General features: G+C 36.4%; 17 protein-coding genes. 10 read left to right on the forward strand and 7 right to left on the reverse strand.

All coding sequences use genetic code 11. The features are described 5' to 3' along the window. Positions 1 to 262: 262 nt before the first annotated feature. Genes AC07U8_RS04725 through AC07U8_RS04735 form a run of 3 tightly spaced genes read left to right on the forward strand, consistent with a single transcriptional unit; the run spans position 263 to position 3,973 of the window. On the forward strand, positions 263 to 1,924 hold the full coding sequence (locus AC07U8_RS04725) for a phosphoethanolamine transferase (protein WP_034616150.1): 1,662 nt from the start codon (positions 263 to 265) through the stop codon (positions 1,922 to 1,924). Positions 1,925 to 1,941: 17 nt separating this feature from the next. After that, on the forward strand, positions 1,942 to 2,634 hold the full coding sequence (locus AC07U8_RS04730) for a DNA-binding response regulator PmrA (RefSeq protein ID WP_004819508.1): 693 nt from the start codon (positions 1,942 to 1,944) through the stop codon (positions 2,632 to 2,634). 1 nt (position 2,635) lies between these two features. Continuing rightward, complete coding sequence (locus tag AC07U8_RS04735; RefSeq protein WP_004819510.1) at positions 2,636 to 3,973, forward strand: ATP-binding protein; 1,338 nt, start codon at positions 2,636 to 2,638, stop codon at positions 3,971 to 3,973. A 28-nt stretch (positions 3,974 to 4,001) separates the two neighbouring features. Here AC07U8_RS04735 and AC07U8_RS04740 read toward each other — a convergent pair whose 3' ends face one another. The 4 genes from AC07U8_RS04740 to AC07U8_RS04755 all read right to left on the reverse strand — a co-directional run bounded on the left by AC07U8_RS04740 (position 4,002) and on the right by AC07U8_RS04755 (position 8,304). Then, the gene (locus AC07U8_RS04740) at positions 4,002 to 4,808 is read right to left on the reverse strand and encodes a BUD32 family EKC/KEOPS complex subunit (protein WP_004819512.1); all 807 of its coding nucleotides are present in this window, start codon (positions 4,806 to 4,808) and stop codon (positions 4,002 to 4,004) included. Between the two features lie 540 nt (positions 4,809 to 5,348). Beyond that, entirely contained in the window at positions 5,349 to 6,023 is a 675-nt protein-coding gene (locus tag AC07U8_RS04745; protein WP_494737413.1) for a phosphatase PAP2 family protein, read from the reverse strand. A gap of 288 nt (positions 6,024 to 6,311) precedes the next feature. Then, positions 6,312 to 7,499 (reverse strand): ammonium transporter, encoded by a 1,188-nt coding sequence (locus tag AC07U8_RS04750; RefSeq protein ID WP_004819515.1) that lies wholly within the window; start codon positions 7,497 to 7,499, stop codon positions 6,312 to 6,314. 319 nt (positions 7,500 to 7,818) lie between these two features. After that, the gene (locus AC07U8_RS04755; RefSeq protein WP_035371114.1) at positions 7,819 to 8,304 is read right to left on the reverse strand and encodes a hypothetical protein; all 486 of its coding nucleotides are present in this window, start codon (positions 8,302 to 8,304) and stop codon (positions 7,819 to 7,821) included. 239 nt (positions 8,305 to 8,543) lie between these two features. Here AC07U8_RS04755 and AC07U8_RS04760 point away from each other — a divergent pair, with 239 nt between their 5' ends. After that, positions 8,544 to 9,158: a hypothetical protein gene (locus tag AC07U8_RS04760; RefSeq protein WP_494737414.1), complete on the forward strand. Its 615-nt coding sequence runs from the start codon at positions 8,544 to 8,546 to the stop codon at positions 9,156 to 9,158. Between the two features lie 2 nt (positions 9,159 to 9,160). On the opposite strand, the gene AC07U8_RS04765 is transcribed toward AC07U8_RS04760, so the two are convergent. Beyond that, the gene (locus AC07U8_RS04765; protein WP_494737415.1) at positions 9,161 to 9,769 is read right to left on the reverse strand and encodes a hypothetical protein; all 609 of its coding nucleotides are present in this window, start codon (positions 9,767 to 9,769) and stop codon (positions 9,161 to 9,163) included. Between the two features lie 148 nt (positions 9,770 to 9,917). Between AC07U8_RS04765 and AC07U8_RS04770 the strand changes: the two genes are divergently transcribed. The 3 genes from AC07U8_RS04770 (at position 9,918) to AC07U8_RS04780 (ending at position 13,123) form a co-directional block, all read left to right on the forward strand. After that, complete coding sequence (locus tag AC07U8_RS04770; protein ID WP_494737416.1) at positions 9,918 to 10,772, forward strand: SDR family NAD(P)-dependent oxidoreductase; 855 nt, start codon at positions 9,918 to 9,920, stop codon at positions 10,770 to 10,772. Positions 10,773 to 11,073: 301 nt separating this feature from the next. Continuing rightward, the gene (locus AC07U8_RS04775) at positions 11,074 to 11,793 is read left to right on the forward strand and encodes a carbonic anhydrase (RefSeq protein ID WP_034616171.1); all 720 of its coding nucleotides are present in this window, start codon (positions 11,074 to 11,076) and stop codon (positions 11,791 to 11,793) included. 364 nt (positions 11,794 to 12,157) lie between these two features. After that, positions 12,158 to 13,123, forward strand: a complete 966-nt coding sequence (locus AC07U8_RS04780; protein ID WP_096733397.1) for a hypothetical protein — start codon at positions 12,158 to 12,160, stop codon at positions 13,121 to 13,123. A gap of 32 nt (positions 13,124 to 13,155) precedes the next feature. Here AC07U8_RS04780 and AC07U8_RS04785 read toward each other — a convergent pair whose 3' ends face one another. After that, entirely contained in the window at positions 13,156 to 13,584 is a 429-nt protein-coding gene (locus tag AC07U8_RS04785; RefSeq protein WP_209826697.1) for an SMI1/KNR4 family protein, read from the reverse strand. 71 nt (positions 13,585 to 13,655) lie between these two features. Beyond that, positions 13,656 to 16,550: a valine--tRNA ligase gene (locus tag AC07U8_RS04790; RefSeq protein ID WP_209826696.1), complete on the reverse strand. Its 2,895-nt coding sequence runs from the start codon at positions 16,548 to 16,550 to the stop codon at positions 13,656 to 13,658. Between the two features lie 349 nt (positions 16,551 to 16,899). On the opposite strand from AC07U8_RS04790, the gene AC07U8_RS04795 reads away from it, so the two are divergent. From AC07U8_RS04795 to AC07U8_RS04805, 3 genes are all read left to right on the forward strand, one after another. Continuing rightward, positions 16,900 to 17,595: a hypothetical protein gene (locus tag AC07U8_RS04795; RefSeq protein ID WP_096733400.1), complete on the forward strand. Its 696-nt coding sequence runs from the start codon at positions 16,900 to 16,902 to the stop codon at positions 17,593 to 17,595. A gap of 79 nt (positions 17,596 to 17,674) precedes the next feature. After that, positions 17,675 to 18,472 (forward strand): SDR family NAD(P)-dependent oxidoreductase, encoded by a 798-nt coding sequence (locus tag AC07U8_RS04800; protein WP_494737417.1) that lies wholly within the window; start codon positions 17,675 to 17,677, stop codon positions 18,470 to 18,472. 101 nt (positions 18,473 to 18,573) lie between these two features. After that, entirely contained in the window at positions 18,574 to 19,341 is a 768-nt protein-coding gene (locus tag AC07U8_RS04805) for a PA3715 family protein (RefSeq protein ID WP_494737418.1), read from the forward strand. Positions 19,342 to 19,426 lie beyond the last annotated feature (85 nt).

Consider the following 19,426-nt stretch of genomic DNA (forward strand, 5'->3'; position numbering starts at 1 on the left):
TAGAATAACTTTAGCTCCAAATTATTAACTTTAAATGAATTATTTTGAATGGAATAAGCAGTATTATAATCTACGGGCTATAAAATAATACTCATTTTTTTTGTGGATGCTTTATTTGATTTTAATTTTCTCAGATTATGAGAAATAGAAAGGCGATTACAATTAAGATCAGTGGTGCAATATGCTTGGGAAAGTGCTTTTTAAGTTCAGTTTAAGCTTCATTTTTTAACTTAACACCATTGAAAAGAGTATCACCACAGTAATGTCTAACTTAATACAGCGTATAAAACGACGTGAAGTCTCCATTTCCCTGACTGCTTTTAATTTTATTGTCGCAGTGTGGTTAGGCTTGTGCCTAAATTTTAGTTTTTTAAATAAAGTTCAGTCTCTAACGCCTTATCAGGGAGTTAAAGCACAACTTTTTCTGATTGCGACAGCTTTTGTACTGGTTGCTTTATATAATCTGTTATTGCAAATTTTAGATTGGAAATGGACAGCAAAATTTTTTGCAATTGTCTTGGTCTTCATCGGTGGCTTTAGTGCTTATTTTGTTAACTCATTGGGTGTCGTGATTTCGCCTGATCAAATTCAGAATATGGTACAAACAGATCCTGGTGAAGTAACAGACTTACTTTCTTTGCAATTTTTTATTTGGACACTGGGTTTTGTTATTTTACCCATCATCTTGATTCTATGGATAAAAATTAAACCAGAGAAAATTGGCAAAGTACTGTTATTTAAAAGCCTAAATATTGCGGGCTCTTTCGCTGTTATAGCAGCATTATTATTTGTTTTCTATGTGGATTATGCTGCTATATTTCGTGAGCATCGTGACTTAAAAGGCATGATCTCTCCACAAAATACAGTGGCTTCAACACTGTCTTATTTCCATAAAAAAGCACCGAAAAAGAATCTACCTTTGATTCGTTATGGTGAAGATGCACATTTAGTCAACGATGCGACTTTACAACATAAACCTAAACTGATGGTTTTGGTGGTTGGTGAAACCGCACGAGCAGAGAGTTTTTCTTTAAATGGTTATGCAAAGAATACCAATCCTGAATTGTCAAAGCAGGCTGATCTAATTAATTTTTCTCAAGTCAGCTCTTGTGGTACCGCAACCGCAGTTTCAGTACCTTGTATGTTCTCCGGCATGCCGCGTAAAGATTATGATGAGCAACTTGCCAGTCACCGAGAAGGTTTGCTGGATATTGCACAACGTGCAGGCTATAAGGTGACATGGATTGATAATAACTCAGGTTGTAAAGGAACATGTGATCGTGTTGAGAAATTTGTTATCCCTCAAGATTTAGAGAAAAAATGGTGTCAAGGGGGCGAATGCCAAGATGGTATTTTGGTAGACAGCTTAAACCTATATTTAAGTCAATTACCAAAAGATGATAAGCAACCACATTTGATCGTATTGCATCAAATGGGAAGTCATGGGCCTGCATATTATAAACGCGCACCTGAACAATTTAAAAAATTCAAACCGACCTGTGAAACCAATGCGATACAAGGCTGTTCATCGACTGAATTGATTAATACCTATGATAATTCGATTGTCTATACAGACCATATTTTGAATCAATTGATTGAAACTTTAAAACAGCAAGAAAACTATCGTGCAGGGTTCTGGTATTTATCTGACCATGGTGAGTCTACTGGTGAACGTGGTATGTATTTACATGGTGCGCCTTATGCGATTGCACCTACTCAACAGACCCATGTACCTATGCTGATGTGGTTTTCAGATGCATGGAAATCTGCAGCTGCAAAACAAATCAATTGTTTAAATCAACAAAAAGGGGCAACATTGAGTCAAGATAATTTATTTCCAAGTCTTTTGAGTTTGCTAAATGTCCAGACTCAAGTCATAGATCAAAAAAATAATATGTTGCAGCAATGTGCTGTACAAAGCTGATTGAAAGGATATAAACCATGACCAAAATTTTGATGATAGAAGATGATTTTATGATTGCAGAATCATCTAAAACATTGTTGAAATATCAAGGCTTTGATGTGGAATGGGTGAATAATGGTTTAGATGGCCTAAAGCTTATTTCGGAGAAACAATTTGATTTGGTCTTACTTGATTTAGGCTTGCCTATGATGGATGGGATGCAGGTCTTAAAACAAATTCGCCAGCGTTCGAGTTTGCCTGTTCTGATTATTTCAGCACGTGATCAATTGCAAAATCGTGTTGAAGGCTTAAATCAAGGCGCAGATGATTATTTGATTAAGCCCTATGAGTTTGATGAACTGGTGGCTCGTATCCATGCATTATTACGTCGCACAGGCGATACAGCGAAAGAAGTAACAGGAAGTGCTTCAAATCTGTTAAAAAATGGTGAAATTGTTTTAGATGTAGAACAGCATATTGCCACAATTAGAGGCGAAACGGTGGAGTTATCAAACCGTGAATGGGCGATTCTCATTCCGTTAATGACCCATCCCAATAAAATATTTTCTAAATCTAATTTAGAAGATAAATTGTATGCTTTTGATAGCGAAATCAACAGCAATACAATTGAAGTCTATGTGCACCATATCCGATCGAAATTGGGTAAAGATATTATTCGTACAATTCGTGGGTTAGGTTATCGTTTGGGGCAACCACAAAAAGCGGAATGATATGGAAACTGCATTTTCCTTAAGAAAACGTTTAATTCGTTATACGTCTATTTTTAGTATCTTACTTGGTTGTGTGTTGGTTTTTTCAGCATATAAAATTTCTTTAGAAGAGATCAATGAAATTTTAGATGCTCAGATGGTCTATCTTGCAGAGCGGGTGGAGTTAAATCCACGCCCCATTGAAAGTCATTTTGATATCCACAAACGCTATCATGAAGAAGATTTATTCATAGATGTTTGGGCGTATGCTGAACCTAAACAAACCCAAAATACGCCGCATCATGTCATTGTTGAACCTAAGCAAAAAGCGGGTTTCTATAGTCAAGAAACAGCGCACGGCATATGGATTACCTACATCCTACCGACTGCAAATTATCAGATTCAAATCAGCCAGCAGGAAAAAGTCAGAGAACATTTGGCTTTAGAGCTTGCAGGCAGTATGTTTCTTCCATATTTACTGATCATTCCATTTGCTTTGTTGGGCTTGGTTTATATTATACGTCGCAGTTTAAAGCCACTTGAGGACTTTAAATCTGAACTGGCAAAACGTGATTCAAACTCCTTGATCGCAATTCAAAATGCCCACTATCCAGAAGAATTGCTGCCGACGATCCATGAAATGAATCATTTGTTTGAGCGAATTTCTGTTGCTCAACAAGAACAGCGACAATTTGTGGCAGATGCTGCACATGAGTTACGCACCCCCATCACTGCATTGAATCTGCAAACTAAAATTTTGATGAGTCAGTTTCCTGAAGAGGAAAATCTACAAAATTTAAGCAAAGGTTTGGCACGGATGCAGCATTTGGTTACGCAACTGCTTGCCTTAGCAAAGCAAGATTCTTCATTAAGTCATGAAGTTCAAGTGACTCAATTTAAGTTGAATGATGTGGCACTCAATTGTGTTGAACAGTTGATGAATCTTGCGATGGAAAAAGATATCGATCTTGGCTTTGTGCGTAATGAAACAGTGATTTTAAAAAGTGTAGAACATAGTCTTCATTCAATCATTTTTAATTTAATTGATAACGCAATAAAATATACCCCTGTTTCAGGCATGATAAATATATCAGTCTTTGAAGATGTTCATGATTTTGCTTATGTTTTGATTGAAGACAGTGGTTTAGGAATTGACCCAGAGATGTACGATAAAGTCTTAAAACGCTTTTATCGCGTACACCATCACTTAGAAGTGGGTAGTGGTTTGGGATTGTCGATCGTGGATAAAGCCATTCAACATTTAGGTGGTGAACTGTCTTTATCCCGTAGTGAAGAATTGGGCGGACTCAGTGTCTTGGTCAAAATCCCAATTCAGTGTGATATCAAAACAGAGAAGTGAGATGCTTGGAAAATGAATGATTCCATTTCTACATTAATGGAAGTGGTTCATTTTTCTTCATATACTGAAAAAATTCTAAACATTTTTGCATTCTACGACCATCACTGCCAAGTTTACCCAAATTAAAATTTGCGACCCAATTAAGTTTATTGCCTATACGGCAAATTTCGTTGTATTTTGATTTACTTGGATAAATTTCTCCAATAAAAATATCGCAAGCTTGAGCAAGCTCATCATCATTAAAACGGAATGCTGTTGAGAAAATAAAACATAACCAATCTCGAATTTGGCAGGTTTCTAAGTCCAGCACTTCACCGGGATCTGTTTCAAAATCAATAAAAGTAAATGTTTTGTCCTTATTGACTAAAATATTTCGTGCAAATGCTTCGCTTAAATAACTGTCTTTGTGATGTACAGCTTGAATGGCAAAGATTGCTTCACGATAAAATTCGAGTTTTTTAGCTGTATTTCCTTCCATTTGTGCCAATGCCTGATCAAGTTGCATGACATCTTCACCCTGATCAGCAGCATCTTCAATCAATAGACCTTGTGAACAATTGGCTAAAATTTGTGGTGTTGGAATACCTAATGAATTTAATTCTGTCAGACGATGAACTTCACAATAAATCGATTTACTACCACCATAATTTGGAATAGGGGTGAGTGCTTCAATATTGAGTATACGTGCAACCCATTTTAATGGGACATAAATCCAAGCTGAGTGGCGTTCAGAGGCTTTCTTAAGCCACACTTTGCCACCACCCAACTGATAAGACTGAATGTTTTGGTCTTGAATTTTAAGCGAATTGCGGAGAAATTTAGAAAAATTACTCATATTTTGCACGTATAAGATTACTAAATTAACTCAAGTATAAACAAAATATAAAAAATTGTAAAAATTAAGATTGCTTTAATAATTTAATATTTAAATTCTGACAAAAATGTAATGCTTTGAATGACGCATATAGCGATACATCACTTGATTTCGCGTTTTAGATTGGAATAAAAAGTAGATCAGCGCTTAAATAAGCGACAATGACGAGTGATTTATTTTTAAATGTCTAATACATGATTGCTTTTGTAAAAGTAAGCTTTGGAATGATTTTTAAATGTGGCGAAGCTCTATCAAGCATGAAACTTTTACCATGACATCGAAATTAACTGTATGAAGATCAAGTTTGCAATGTCACGTTTTACGTTTAAAGTTTTAATCACTTTGTGTAGGCGATGCTTCACGCTAGAAACACCACCTTTGTTTCATCGATATTTAAAACGATGTCAGTATTGAATGCTCATTTTGATGCATACAAGAAGCTTATTTTTAGAATCGCATTTTTAATAAAGATAATAGTATATGGCTGAATATTTTGGATCGTTAGGTTGTAAATTTTTTATAAAAAATACGATAAATAATTAAATTAAAAGTGAAAATAATCCAGCCTGTCCAAAGGTTATGGCTAAGAAAATGCGCACCACGCATCATTTGCCCCCAACCCGTAATCAAACCAAGCACCAGACCTAAGACTAAGAAAAAATAAGCAATTTTAGAATTTGACTGTCTAAATACAAAAAAGCCAGTGAGCAGTGAAAAACCTGTACTGGCATGGCCACCCGGAAAACAATGCCCATTGCTTGCAGAAAAATCCCAAACATAGCCTAAAGCAGTTGGTTCTGTCATGGACCAAGGACAGGCATGTACGGAGTGGGATTTGAAAATACCAATCAGTGCAGTGGATAAAACACTAATAAAAAATAAATAGCCCAATTGCCATTGATAGGTTTTTAATTTTGCAACTTTAAAAGACGTAATCCATGAAATTAGGACTGCAATATAAAAGGCAATAACAATATGTTTAAGTAGCTTGTGATTAATTTCAATAAGAAACCAATTGTTCTTGAGTGGGAAATGACCAGTGCTATCTATCCACGGCTGAATAAAATACATATCGATTGCGCCGCCAACAGGAAAGACAAAGAACAATATTAAAAATAATATTCCTAACAATAAACTGTTATTTATGAAAAATTTATTTGTATCGGAATAGGGCATGAGGCGAGTTACTCAATATAATCATTTTAATCTGCGCTTATTAGAAAAAAACAACCTTAAATTAGACTTAATTGTTGAATAATGAGCAGTCTTATTATTGAGCGGTGATACAGAAGAAAATATCTATGCGTATTCTAAGATACATATTTTAAATCATTTTCTTTAAGGTAGAGTGATTCTAGTTTAAAATTTTATCGTGAAAATTATTTTATTGTCATTTCCAGGCTATAAAAAAAGCGGCTTTTCAGCCGCAAAATGTATAAAATTAAAACCAGACTTTGTAAAGGCTTAAAACATTGCATCTTCAGAGTTTGCAGAAATCTTGTGAATCGATAAATCTGCACCACGAAACTCTTCTTCTTGTGTTAAACGAATCCCCATCGTGGCTTTAAGCATACCATATACGGCAAATCCACCTGCTAAAGCCAGTAAAATGGCAAGTAGCGTACCTATCAGCTGAGACATCAAAGATACTCCGCCGATTCCTCCCAACCACTGCTGACCAAATAGACCCACAGCAATACCACCAAATGCACCACAAACGCCATGTAATGGCCAAACCCCGAGTACATCATCAATCTTGAGTTTATTTTGTGTATAGGTAAACAGTTTAACAAACAGAAAACCTGCACAGATACCAATAAATAAAGCGCCAATGGGATGAACCACATCAGAACCTGCACAAATTGCCACTAAACCTGCTAAGGGACCATTATGTAAAAAACCAGGGTCTTCTTTTCCAAAGAAATTTGCAGAGAGTGTGCCACCTACCATTGCCATAAGTGAGTTCATGGCAACTAAACCTGAGATTGCATCTAAGCGTTGGGCACTCATGACATTAAAGCCAAACCAGCCCACAATTAAGATCCAAGAACCGAGCGCTAAAAAAGGAATAGACGAGGGTGGATGCGCACTTACGCGACCATCTTTTTTATAGCGGCCATTACGCGCACCGAGTAGTAATACTGCCGCAAGCGCAATCCAGCCGCCCATTGCATGGACTACAACAGAGCCAGCAAAATCATGGAAGCTTGCACCAAACGTATCCGCTAACCATTTTTGCAGGCCGAGATTGCCATTCCACGCGATCCCTTCAAAAAATGGATAAACCAGCGCTACAATAAATAGGGTTGCAATGGCTTGAGAACGCATTTTGGCACGTTCTGCAATGCCACCAGAAACAATGGCAGGAATTGCTGCAGCAAAGGTCAAAAGGAAAAAACAACGCATCAAATTGTAGCCATGCTCAGTTGAAAGCGTAGCACCTGTATGGAAAAAATGTTGGCCATAGGCAATGTAATAACCGACAAAGAAGTAGGCGATTGCTGAGATTGAAAAATCAGTAATGATTTTACTGAGTGCATTGACTTGATTTTTATGGCGAACTGTTCCCAGCTCTAAAAAAGCAAAGCCTGCATGCATAGCGAGTACAAGCACTGCGCCAAGCAAGAGAAAGAGTAGATCAACGTTTTGCATATACGATTCTTTTTGGTGCTATTTGTCACAAATTGGTTCAAGTATAACCAACGATTTGAATCCGTGAAGTGTTTGGCTGTATGAAAAAATAGATCAACAATTTCAAAATATTATTAAGACTCGATATAAAGCAAAAGTATGCACTAAATTGGAATTTGTGCACTAACTTGATGCAACAAGATATTCTGACTTATTTTTAAGATACTGATAATTATTGATTTTTATTTATTGTATTTCATCTTAAACCTAGGCTGTCAAATTTTAATCTAAAAATAAACCGATAAAATGATTGAGTTAAAATTAAAAAATAACTTAATGATCAATTTTTGGAAACACTCAGACTGCAAGCTTGATTTTTGTATTCGAAACGGTTTCTTTGAAATTTTTGACCGTTCCATTTATACACAGCAAAGCATTTACTTGAGTCATTGATGGCAATATCTGGCCAACCATGCTTTCCTAAAGTTGATAGAAACTCAGGCGTTCCATGACTGTTAAATATTCTCACCCATTGTTTATTGGTCTGTTGGGTCACAATATAAAATCCAATTCCTGTGTTTGCATAGCAGCCGACACCACCATCGACTACAACAGCATCAGGGCGACCATCTTTATTAAGGTCACCATAATAGGAGATATTGCCAAGACTACAGCGGCTTTCCCAGCCAAGATTGGTTTTTTGAAACTTTGCGCTTTTAAAAATTTGTGTTGCCGTTTCCTCAGGGACTTGCGGAGCCGCAGCATAATTAAGCGAGGCCAAAAATAGTGATAGAACACCACTGCTGAATATTATTATATTTTTCATCATTATATCGATTATTTTGTGATTGAATTAACATTATTTTAAAAATATGTATTTTTATCAAGCTTTTGTTGTCATGCTATTGTATTCATCTTCTGGTTTAACCAGCAGCTTAGGGATATTTAACTTATATCATTATAAATTTCAAATGCTTGGTGTATTGCTGTGTATTTTAATGAGTTGTAAATAAATGTTTAATATAAAATCAATTTGCGATTAAACGATCAATGAAGTGTATAAAAATGATGGCGTCTAAAACCTATTCCAATTTTTTAGTCTATTTGGTGGCGTTCTTTGGTTTCTGTCTTTTTGCTGAATCAGTGAGTGCGCAACCCAGCCAATATAAAATCTATAAATCTAAACTGTTACAGTGTGGAGAAGCAACTTTTCAAGTTATTTCACAATGCGATGATGCTAATGATGGTGCAGAGTCAGGTAGTGCGGGTCCTTTTCGAGCATCATGTTTATCCAGTCAATTAGCGGTAAACTGGAAAGGTCAGCAAAAGATACTGAATTTTCCAATGGCAACAGCACAGCAGAAGAAAATATTAGCAAGTAAAGGCTATGCTTTAACACCTGTGATGAAAGCAGGGGATTGGTCACCACAGAGTTTAGCTTGTGGGCAAGCGACTGGTATTGCGGGGCATTTTGTGGTGATTAATCAGGCAACCACCAACGATATTAATCACGAATATCACGGCAAAGGTTCATTGAGTGATGAACCCGTTTTACTGAATTTAAACGGGACTTTTACCAGTGAAACACTTAAAGCAAAAATCTATGCTTTATTAAAGCAAGACCAAGTGAAGATTTCTAAAGTGATTGGGGCAAATGCGATTTTTGCGGATGAAAAATAGATTTAACAGAGATAAATCCGTTTAATTTTGTCATCTGTTAAGAAGAAAGCAGATGCAGCACAGGTTTCCTCGAGGACATTGACTGAAACACCATCACCTTTAAACTTTAAATAATGTTTAGGGTCTATCTGTTCGTTAGCAAGAATATCGCCATTTTCACCAAAGCGATATTCTTCATCGACATAGATATTTGTTTTAGGTGCGACTTCGAACTTAGCAAAAATATCTAAATCATCACCTTCTTCATTATTTTGATAGTAATAAACTTTATCACTGTCCGAAATACGGAATTCAAACAGATTTTTCATGCCTTTTTTATTGGGATTTTTTAAAACTTGGAAGGCATCTCGTTTTCCATCTCCATCAAAATCGATGAGTAATGGCTTTTTGAGATATGTCGTATCGACTGAATAACCTTGAGGGAGTGGTGTTGGATTATTGACGAGGTGGTCTGGCTCTGGCTGAGCAGCAATTACAATAGATTCTGCTTTTGTTTGAGTTGGTTGGGAGGTTTCTTGTTTGGCTGGCTTACTTTCAGTTGAAGTGCTGGGTTTCTCATGACATCCCATGAGAAAAATAAGGGGGATGCATAATAAAAATTTGTTTTTCATAGAATTTGAATCATTCAATGATTTTGAATGTTGAAGATTCTATCTTAAAAATTGATTTTTTGATGCTCAATGTCCTAAATTGGAGATATAGTCATGTGTTTTATTACGTGCCAGTTTGCTGTCTTATACTGATTTATCACCAACCATAATGGGGAATATTTTGAACGCATCAAATTCTAATCAAGCTTTATCTGTCGTGATTACGGGGGGTACACGTGGAATTGGTTTTGCTTTGGCAGAAGCTTTTTTAAAGTTAGGTTGGTCTGTGATGATTTCGGCACGAAATGCAGCGCAGTTAAATCAAGTTGTTGCAGACTTTGCGCAACGCTATGCACCAAATCGAATTTATGGGGTGACCTGTGATGTGGCTCAATATGAAGATTTACACAATTTATGGAAAGAAACAGTTTTAAGGTTTGGTCAGGTCAATGTTTGGATTAACAATGCAGGTACCTGTAATGCAGCAAGAGCATTTACCGAGATTGCCAGCTCAGATATGGAAAGTGTAATCAAAACCAATGTACTTGGAACAATGTTGGGTTCGCAAGTGGCTTTAAAAGGAATGATGCAGCAAGGTTTTGGGCAAATTTTTAATATGGAAGGTTGGGGCAGTCGTGGCGAGTGGAGTGCAGGGATGACACCTTATGCAACCAGTAAACGAGCAGTTGCTTATCTGAATCATGCTTTAAATAAAGAAACCAAGAATAGTAATATTTTGATTGGGACACTCAGCCCCGGAATGGTGGCAACAGATTTATTGATTTCTTCTTGGCAACAAGGTGAAGTTAAAAATTGGCATAAAATGAAATGGTTGTTTATGTTTGTGATTGACCCACCTGAGCAAGTGTGTGGTTATTTAGCGCAACGTATCAGTAAGAATAAGAAGAGCAATGCGCGTATTGTCTGGATGACACCATGGCGTTTGTTGCTTCGATTTTTCCAACCTTATTATTGGAAAAGAAATCCTGTACAGGGGACGGCTTTGGATCAGCTTAAGGAATAGTGTTTTGGATTTAAATATGGAGTTTGATTAGAAAAATAACAATGAAAAAGCTGAATTCAGTATGACGCACTTATAAAATACAGAGTAGTGCATGCATCTGTTTTAGGAAAAAATAAAGGGCTTGAACTTGGATAAGTATATTTCTTATAATCTAATAAGATTTGGTAGAAAATCTTAATAAAAATTTTACCAACATCACATCATGCTCTTCAGTTCAACAGCCTTTCATATAACCAGTAACTAGAGCATTTATAAATAGAGCATTCAGTGCTGAAAATATTTGAATAATTAAGAGGCTCTTATGTTTATTAAATACGGTTTAACAATAATTAGTCTATGCGCTACAACAATACTTTGGGCAGGATCAGATTGGGATTATCAAAACCCTAAAGATTGGGCAAGTGCAAATCAACAATACCAAGCGTGTGCAGGAATAAATCAATCTCCAATTGATATTCGAGATACGGTGACTGCGAATTTACCACCATTGGAATTTAATTATCACACTACAGCAAAGTCTGTGCAAAATATTGGTCATACGATGCAGATTGAGTTTAATCAAGGAGCAAGTTTAGTTTTAGATGGACAGACATTTTTACTGGAACAATTTCATGTACATAGTCCAAGTGAAAACAATATTAATGGCCAAAGCTATCCCATGGAATTACATTTAGTGCATGCTTCCGATAAAGGTGAATTGGCAGTTGTCGCATTAATGTTTCAACATGGATTGGAGAATGAAAAACTAAAACATATCTGGAATTCTTTGCCAAAAAAAGTGGGTGAAAGTAATCAGCTATATTCAAAAAATAAAGCAGACAGCTATTTACCCAATAACTTAGAGTATTACCGTTTTAATGGGTCTTTAACAACACCGCCGTGTTCAGAAGGAGTACGATGGGTGGTGTTTAAGGAAATTCAGCAGGCATCTAGTGAGCAAATTGAGTCGTTTATGGAGTTAATGGGACATCCAAATAATCGCCCGATACAACCGATTGGTGCGCGGTTGATTTTGGAGTAATTCAGGGTAAAAGTAGATCAGAGGATCTACTTTTTTTTAATTCTTTTTGTGGCATTTACTCAGGAAAAGTCTTTTATTTTCTATGCATTAACGTTATTCGTTATTGGAATGATGATGTGTTAAATCAGACTGAGGCGGTGTTGGATGGTTTACGGAATATCTGTATTGAATTGAAAGACACCTCTCCCTAACCCTCTCCTGAAATTGCATTAGAGTCTCTACAAAAAGATGTGTAGATACCAATGCCCTATGGGAGAGGGCTGGGGTGAGGCTGATTAATATTTTTAAAAAACAAATATTTATTTTTAATAATTTAAATTATAATTTTGCGATAATTTAAATTTTTTAATAAAAAGTGAGTACTATGATTTTAAATTTGTTGATAATTTTGGCTTTGTTGATTTTTATCACTCTTGTTGTCATCGTAATAAAAAATAATAAAAGTTCAAAAGATACGTCTTATCCTCATCAAAAAGAAATGAATGATTCGCAATCAACATATTGGACTGAAAGTTTCAAAGTCCAATCAGATGAAAAGCGTAAAGACATGATTGATGCTGAAAAAATTGGCTTTTTAAAACTGAGTTTAAAAGACGATGGTTTGATTGATTTAAAGCATCAACTTAATCTTTCAAATATACAAATGGATGTATTGATTCAAGAAGCTCCTAAGTCGCTTAATCGATTGATTATAGATTTTGGGTGTGTCTATGATCATGATGGTGACGAAGATGTCCGCTATGTACCTGTAGAGCTTTCTACAGAGAGTGTTACGTTAAATTTTGATCAGGCTTTTTTTTGTTGTTTTTACTTGGCGGATCGAGAGATTTATTCATACAATATTTCTGATCGCTGGAGTGATGAAAATGCAACTTTGGAACAAGCCTATAAGCAATTTACTCAAAAGTTAGCAATCTTACTTAAACAGGGATGGAAAAATTATTATTTACCACATGATGCTAGATATGCAGTTTCATGCGAAGAACGTTTATTAAAAGAGCAACAGCATACAATTTTACCTAATCAATCCATTTTATCTTTTGAACAATTTTGTAATTGTTTAGAGGGTGATCTTCATGCAATTGATCTTAATCTATATTTAGATGGGATCTATATGAGTGTTTTTTATGATAATGCATTTTCGGTTTCGTTCGAAATAAATAAGGCAAATAATTTATTATCTTATAAAAGTTATTGTCCAGAAGGTCTTGATGATGTGAATGAAATTGAAGATTACAAAGTAAAGGCGAAACTACTTCGCCACAAAGCAGAGCAAGAAGCGAGACAAAATGGTTTTGAAATTGATGAAAGTTATACTGACCCGATATAAATCAAGAAATTATTCAATTACGTTTTTTAGAATCATGAATGATGATCACAATCATTTGTGATCATCATTGAGATAAACTCTTCAAAACTATTACAAACTTTATTATGCGTATTACAGATTTCATAAATGCCGAATTCATTACCATATTCATCTAGTTTTACTGCATATGCAGTCATCCAGAGTAAGAATTCTGAAATGACAAAACAATTTGCATGAGGAAAGTCTTCAGTCCCATTTAAATCTTTTACAGGTCTAAATTCAGCTAAAGAAAAGAAAGAATAGCCCTCATCACCAAAATTGGCTTCACCTGTACCATTGAAGAAAATAAAATATTCTTTAAAAATTTGTGGAAGTTTAACTCCGTATTTTTGTTCAAATTCTAAAGTTTCTAACAATGTAGTCGGTTGATTGATACGTACATTTTGATTGATGAAATGTTGTTTTAATTTTTGAATAACCATAATTATTTTACTCAAAAAAGAAGGAAGCTTAATTAAGCTTCCTTCTTTAGAGGCAAAATTGCAAGCTTCGCTTAAAGCGCCGCAATTTGTTCCATATTGGCTTTAATCTTGGCTAACTGATCTACAAACTCAGCAAGTTTAACTTTTTCACCTTCAACAACAGCAGCAGGTGCTTTAGCCACAAAGCCCTCATTTGCAAGTTTAGAGGCAATTTGGTCATGCTGTTTTTGAACCTTGTCTAAGTCTTTTTGCAAACGAGCAAGTTCTGCTTTTGGATCAATCAAGCCTTTCATTGGTACAAATACAGACACATGACCAACAACAGAAGATGAAGACAACGGTGGTTGCTCAGCATCAGTTAAGAAGGTAATGCTTTCAACTTTAGCCAAAGCTTTAAACAATGGTTCAATACGTGCAATTTGTGCTTTTTCAGCATCAGTCGCGTTTTGAAGCAATACAGGCAATAAACGTGCATTACCTAAGCCCATTTCGCCACGAATATTACGTACAGCACCAATCAAGCCTTGTAGCCCAAGCATATCTGCTTCTGCCTGTTCATTGATGCGTTCAGGGTTCGGAACAGGGTATGGCGCAAGCATGATGGTTTCACCACTAATACCAATCATTGGTGCAAGGGTTTGCCAAATTTCTTCAGTTAAGAATGGCATGATTGGATGTGCAAGACGTAAAGACGCTTCCATTACAGAAAGAAGTACACGACGAACTTCTGCTTTACGCTCAGTTGATACGTTTTCATCATTCAGTACTGGTTTGGTCAGTTCAACATACCAGTCACAGTATTCATTCCAGATGAACTCATAAATCGCTTGAGCAGCCAAATCTAAACGGTAGGTTGCAAACGCTTGTTGAACGGCAGCTTCCGCTTTTTGTAAACGACTGACAATCCATTGTTCAGGAAGTTCCCAAAGATCTTGACGGATTTCCTGACCAATTGGCTGTTGTTCACAGTTCATCATCACGAAACGGGTTGCGTTCCAGATTTTGTTGGCAAAGTTACGATAGCCTTCAACACGTTTCATATCGAACTTAATGTCACGACCAGTATTGGCAAGTGCGCAGAAAGTAAAACGAACCGCATCTGTACCGTAAGCTTGAATACCTTCAGGGAATTCTTTACGTGTAGATTTCTCAATTTTTGGTGCATCTTTAGGGTTCATTAAACCCGTCGTACGTTTTTGTACTAAGGTTTCAAGATCTACACCATCAATTAAATCTAGTGGGTCAAGTACGTTGCCTTTAGATTTAGACATTTTTTGACCTTCACCGTCACGAACCAAACCATGTACATACACGGTTTTAAATGGAACTTGAGGTGTACCATCTTCATTTTTCATGAAGTGCATAGTCATCATGATCATTCGGGCAACCCAGAAGAAAATGATGTCAAAACCTGTAACCAATACATCCGTTGGGTGGAATGTATTTAAGAAATAGTTTTCTTTATCTTTTGCTTCGTCACCGGTCCAACCCAGTGTAGAGAATGTCCAAAGACCTGAAGAGAACCATGTATCTAGTACATCTTCATCTTGGTTTAATTCAATATCAGCAGCGATATTGTTTTTCGCACGAACTTCTTCTTCAGAACGACCAACATAAATGTTGCCTTCTGCATCGTACCAAGCTGGGATACGGTGACCCCACCACAATTGACGAGAAATACACCAGTCTTGAATGTTGTTCATCCAAGCCATATACATATTGCTGTATTGTTCAGGCACGAACTTAATATCGCCGTCTTTTACTGCTTTGATTGCAGGCTCTGCAAGAGGCGCTATTTTAACATACCATTGGTCGGTCAATAATGGTTCAATGATCACACCTGAACGGTCACCGCGTGGTGGTTTCAGCGTGTAGGGCTGAATTTGGTCTAACCAACCTTCAGCTTCAGCTTGTGCAACCAATTTTTTACGTGCAGCAAAACGTTCTAAACCGATATAGTCAGCTGGTGCTGGGATAGTTTTAGAAATCGCTTCGCCAGCTTTTGCGATAAACTCAAAATCAGCTAAAACTTCGGCATTTTTGTTGAAAATGTTGATGATTGCGAGTTCACAACGTTTGCCCACTTCATAGTCATTGAAGTCATGTGCAGGGGTAATTTTTACACAGCCTGTACCGAATTCTTTATCAACATATTCATCTTTAACAATCGCAACCGCACGACCTGTAATCGGCAGGATAATATTTTTACCGACAAGGTGTGCATAACGTTCGTCATCTGGAGCAACTGCAACAGCAGTATCCCCCAGTAATGTTTCTGGACGGGTGGTTGCAACCACTAAATAATCGTGGCCGTCTTGAGTACGTAGTGACTTATCCTCAAAGAAGTATTTGAAGTGCCACAATGAACCTTGTTCTTCTTTATCTGATTCAACTTCTAAGTCAGAAAGTGCAGTTTGTAGTTTAGGGTCCCAGTTTACCAAGCGTTTGCCACGGTAAATCAAACCTTGTTCATGCAGTTTTACAAAGACTTCTTTAACAGCATTTGAAAGGCCATCATCCATGGTGAAACGTTCACGTGACCAATCTACGGACGAGCCAAGACGACGAATTTGACGGGTAATTGTACCGCCAGATTGTTCTTTCCATTCCCAAATTTTATCGATGAATTTTTCACGACCTAAGTCATGACGACTAATGTCTTGAGCTGCCAATTGACGCTCAACTACCATTTGCGTTGCAATACCCGCATGGTCAGTACCTGGTTGCCATAAAGTATTTTTACCAGACATACGATTGTAACGTGTCAAGGCATCCATAATGGCATTGTTAAAACCATGACCCATGTGCAAGCTACCCGTGACGTTCGGTGGCGGAATCATGATACAGAATGAATCGCCTTTACGAGACGGTTGGAAATAACCTTTCTCTTCCCAAGTCTTGTACCATTTTTTCTCGATCTCGGTAGGATCGTAGGTTGTAGCAATATTTTGCGCTGAATCAGTCATAGTAAAAACAGATCAAAAGTAAGTAAAAAATTGCATTCATTGTAGCAAATATTCATTAGGAATGTTGATTCCTGTTATGGCATATTTACCTTGAATTAAATGCAGCAAGCAAATCACGAAAATACAAGATGCATTTGTTGCTCTTATTGATCTTAAATATGACAAATGTTGGATATTGTGAGGTTTTAACTGAGTCATATTTACAAATGCGTGTTTTAGATATTTGATTTATTAAGAGTATTTGTTGTTTATATTCAACAAATAGCAGCAGTTAAAGACAATGCAAGATATTTCAAGTTTTGCTAAGATCAATACTGAATAGGACAAAACAACAAAAGGACAGATAACAATGCAGTATAAAATCGATTTATTGATTAAACAGCAGACGTACCAAGAGTTAAAAAGCATTACTCAAAGTTTGAATCATGGAGAAAAAAAAGATCTGGCAAAACAATTAGGCAATGTCTTTACTGAAATGTCATGCCAAGTTTTAGATCAGGTATTTGGAACCTTACTTGATGAACAACGTAAAAATGACGCACTAGATGTGACAGGCAAGAAAAAGCTTAAAGAAGCTGAACAGATTTTTGATCAGATTGAAGGGGCATTAAAAAAATATATGCCGTGGTCGATTTCTTTTTTTAGTAATGATCGTCTAAAACCTGTGGCAAACCATATTCTTAAAAAATTTGAAGATTCAGATGCAACTGAAGTGGTGATGTATTACCAATTAGACCGTAGCCTAGGGGAAGAAGCGACCAGCAATATTCAAAAAGTCATTCAAGGAGATACCAGCGCTTTGCCAGTGACACTGAAAAACTTGGTTAAAATTATTGACCTCGGTGTCTCAGAGTTTATCCGTGATCCTAAGACTTTATTAAAATTTAACTTTGTGGTCGATAAAACTTTAAATGGTGTGATCAATATGATCACCAGTACAGGCTATAAGCGCTTAGAAAAAGTTGGCGATGAATACAATCCCCGCAATGTAGAAAAGGCGCAACATTATGCAGTGCACTTTAAAAAGTTTTTAGTTGAGGCTTAATCTCTAAAAACGGAGGTTTGATTGATTTGGTGCGTCACGTGGTCTAATATTTATTCACCATATTCAAGAGCATAATAAAATGGAAAGCTTAGAAGGAAAGGTGGTTTGGATTACAGGCGCATCTTCAGGGATTGGTAAAGCCTTGGCTGCTGAATGTGCTTTGCAAGGTGCACAAGTGGTTTTAAGCGCAAGACGTTTAGAAGAACTTGAAAAAGTTCGTATAAGTCTTCTTAACCCAGATCATCATATTTCCGTGGCAATGGATATTACTGATGAAGCGCAAGTACGCCATGCCTATGAACAAGTCTTAGATGAAAAAGGGCGTATTGATTGGTTGATCAACAATGCGGGCTTAAGCCAAAGAGCGTTGATTGCAGATACCAGTATGCAAACTGAACGTGCAATTATGGAAATTGATTACTTTTCTCAAGTGTTTTTGACCAAATTGGTTTTACCAACCTTTTTAGCTCAAAAATCTGGGCGAATTGCATATATCTCTAGCGTTGCAGGTTTGTTGGGGACGCAATATCGTGCATCTTACTCTGCAGCAAAAGCAGCGATTCATATGTGGGCAAACAGTTTACGCGCAGAAGTGGCACAAGATGGTGTTAATGTTTCTGTTATTTTCCCTGGTTTTGTGAAAACCAACGTATCTTTCAATGCTTTAAATGGTGTTGGGAAAGCACAAGCGCATCAGGATGAAGCCATTGAAAATGGTTTAGAAGCTGATGATTTTGCGCAGAAAACGGTTTCTGCTTTATTAAAAGGCCAAGAATATATTGTCGTGGGTGGGCGCAAAGAAAAACTGGGTGTGTTGGTTTCTCGTCTATCGCCATCGACACTTTATAAAATGATTCGTAAGATGAAAGTAAAGTGATTAAAAATTAACAACTTTTGTATGTATTGATAAGGCGTTTATAAAATTTATAAGCGCTTTTTCTTAATATGTTCCGTCTCTATCTATAAGCACAAAAAACCATGTTAAATCTAATGAAAATAATTTTTAAAATCATCAGTCTACAATTCCTATTGATCAGTGCTGTTTATGCAAATATTTGTGATGATACTCAAGTTGTCGCGCAAATATTGAAGCAGGCTAAAATTGTAAAGCATGAACAGTCTTTAATCGACTGTAAACTCGATCCGGTCGATAATTCAAATATGATCATGGCCTATGCCCAATGGATTCCTGTAAAAGGACATCCAGAAGAAAGGGATTATGCTTTAGACTTATTTAAGTTTAATCCAAAAAATTTAAAGGTGATTTATCACTATGCTGTTGCAGAACGCATGGTTTCGGATGCAATTAGCTTAAATTCAATCCAGCTCGATACAGCAAATTATAAAGTCACTGATTCAAATCGAGCTTTGGGTTTAAGATTAAATTACTCAGGTCACTCACAACCCTTTCCTTTTTCTATGCAAGTGTTAAATTTATATGACTTAAAAAATAAAAAGCAAATCTTAGATAGCCTGATAGTTGAACGTGATCGGGCAGAAACAGATATGCAGTGTAATGCAGATATTGAAGAACGCGCTTCAACCTTAGTCATGCAGTCAACCCAAACCAAGAAATATACGGATATTTTGGTCAATAGCAAAATTAAACGCTACCAGATGCAAGTGATAAACGAAGATTGCCAAGAAGTTAATCATCACTCATCGCAACAACGGTTTGTTTTAAAATTTGATGGGAAAAAATATCAATTTCCTAAAAGCTTTAAAGATGAATATCAGTACCGATAGGCAATATAAGCAGTTGGATAGTAATGTTGATTATTGAACATTCATCTTCTCGTTCGCGAGTAAAAATAGCAGTGAGCTAAAAGAT

It is taken from the genome of Acinetobacter sp. GW821-FHT01E09, assembly GCF_059422385.1.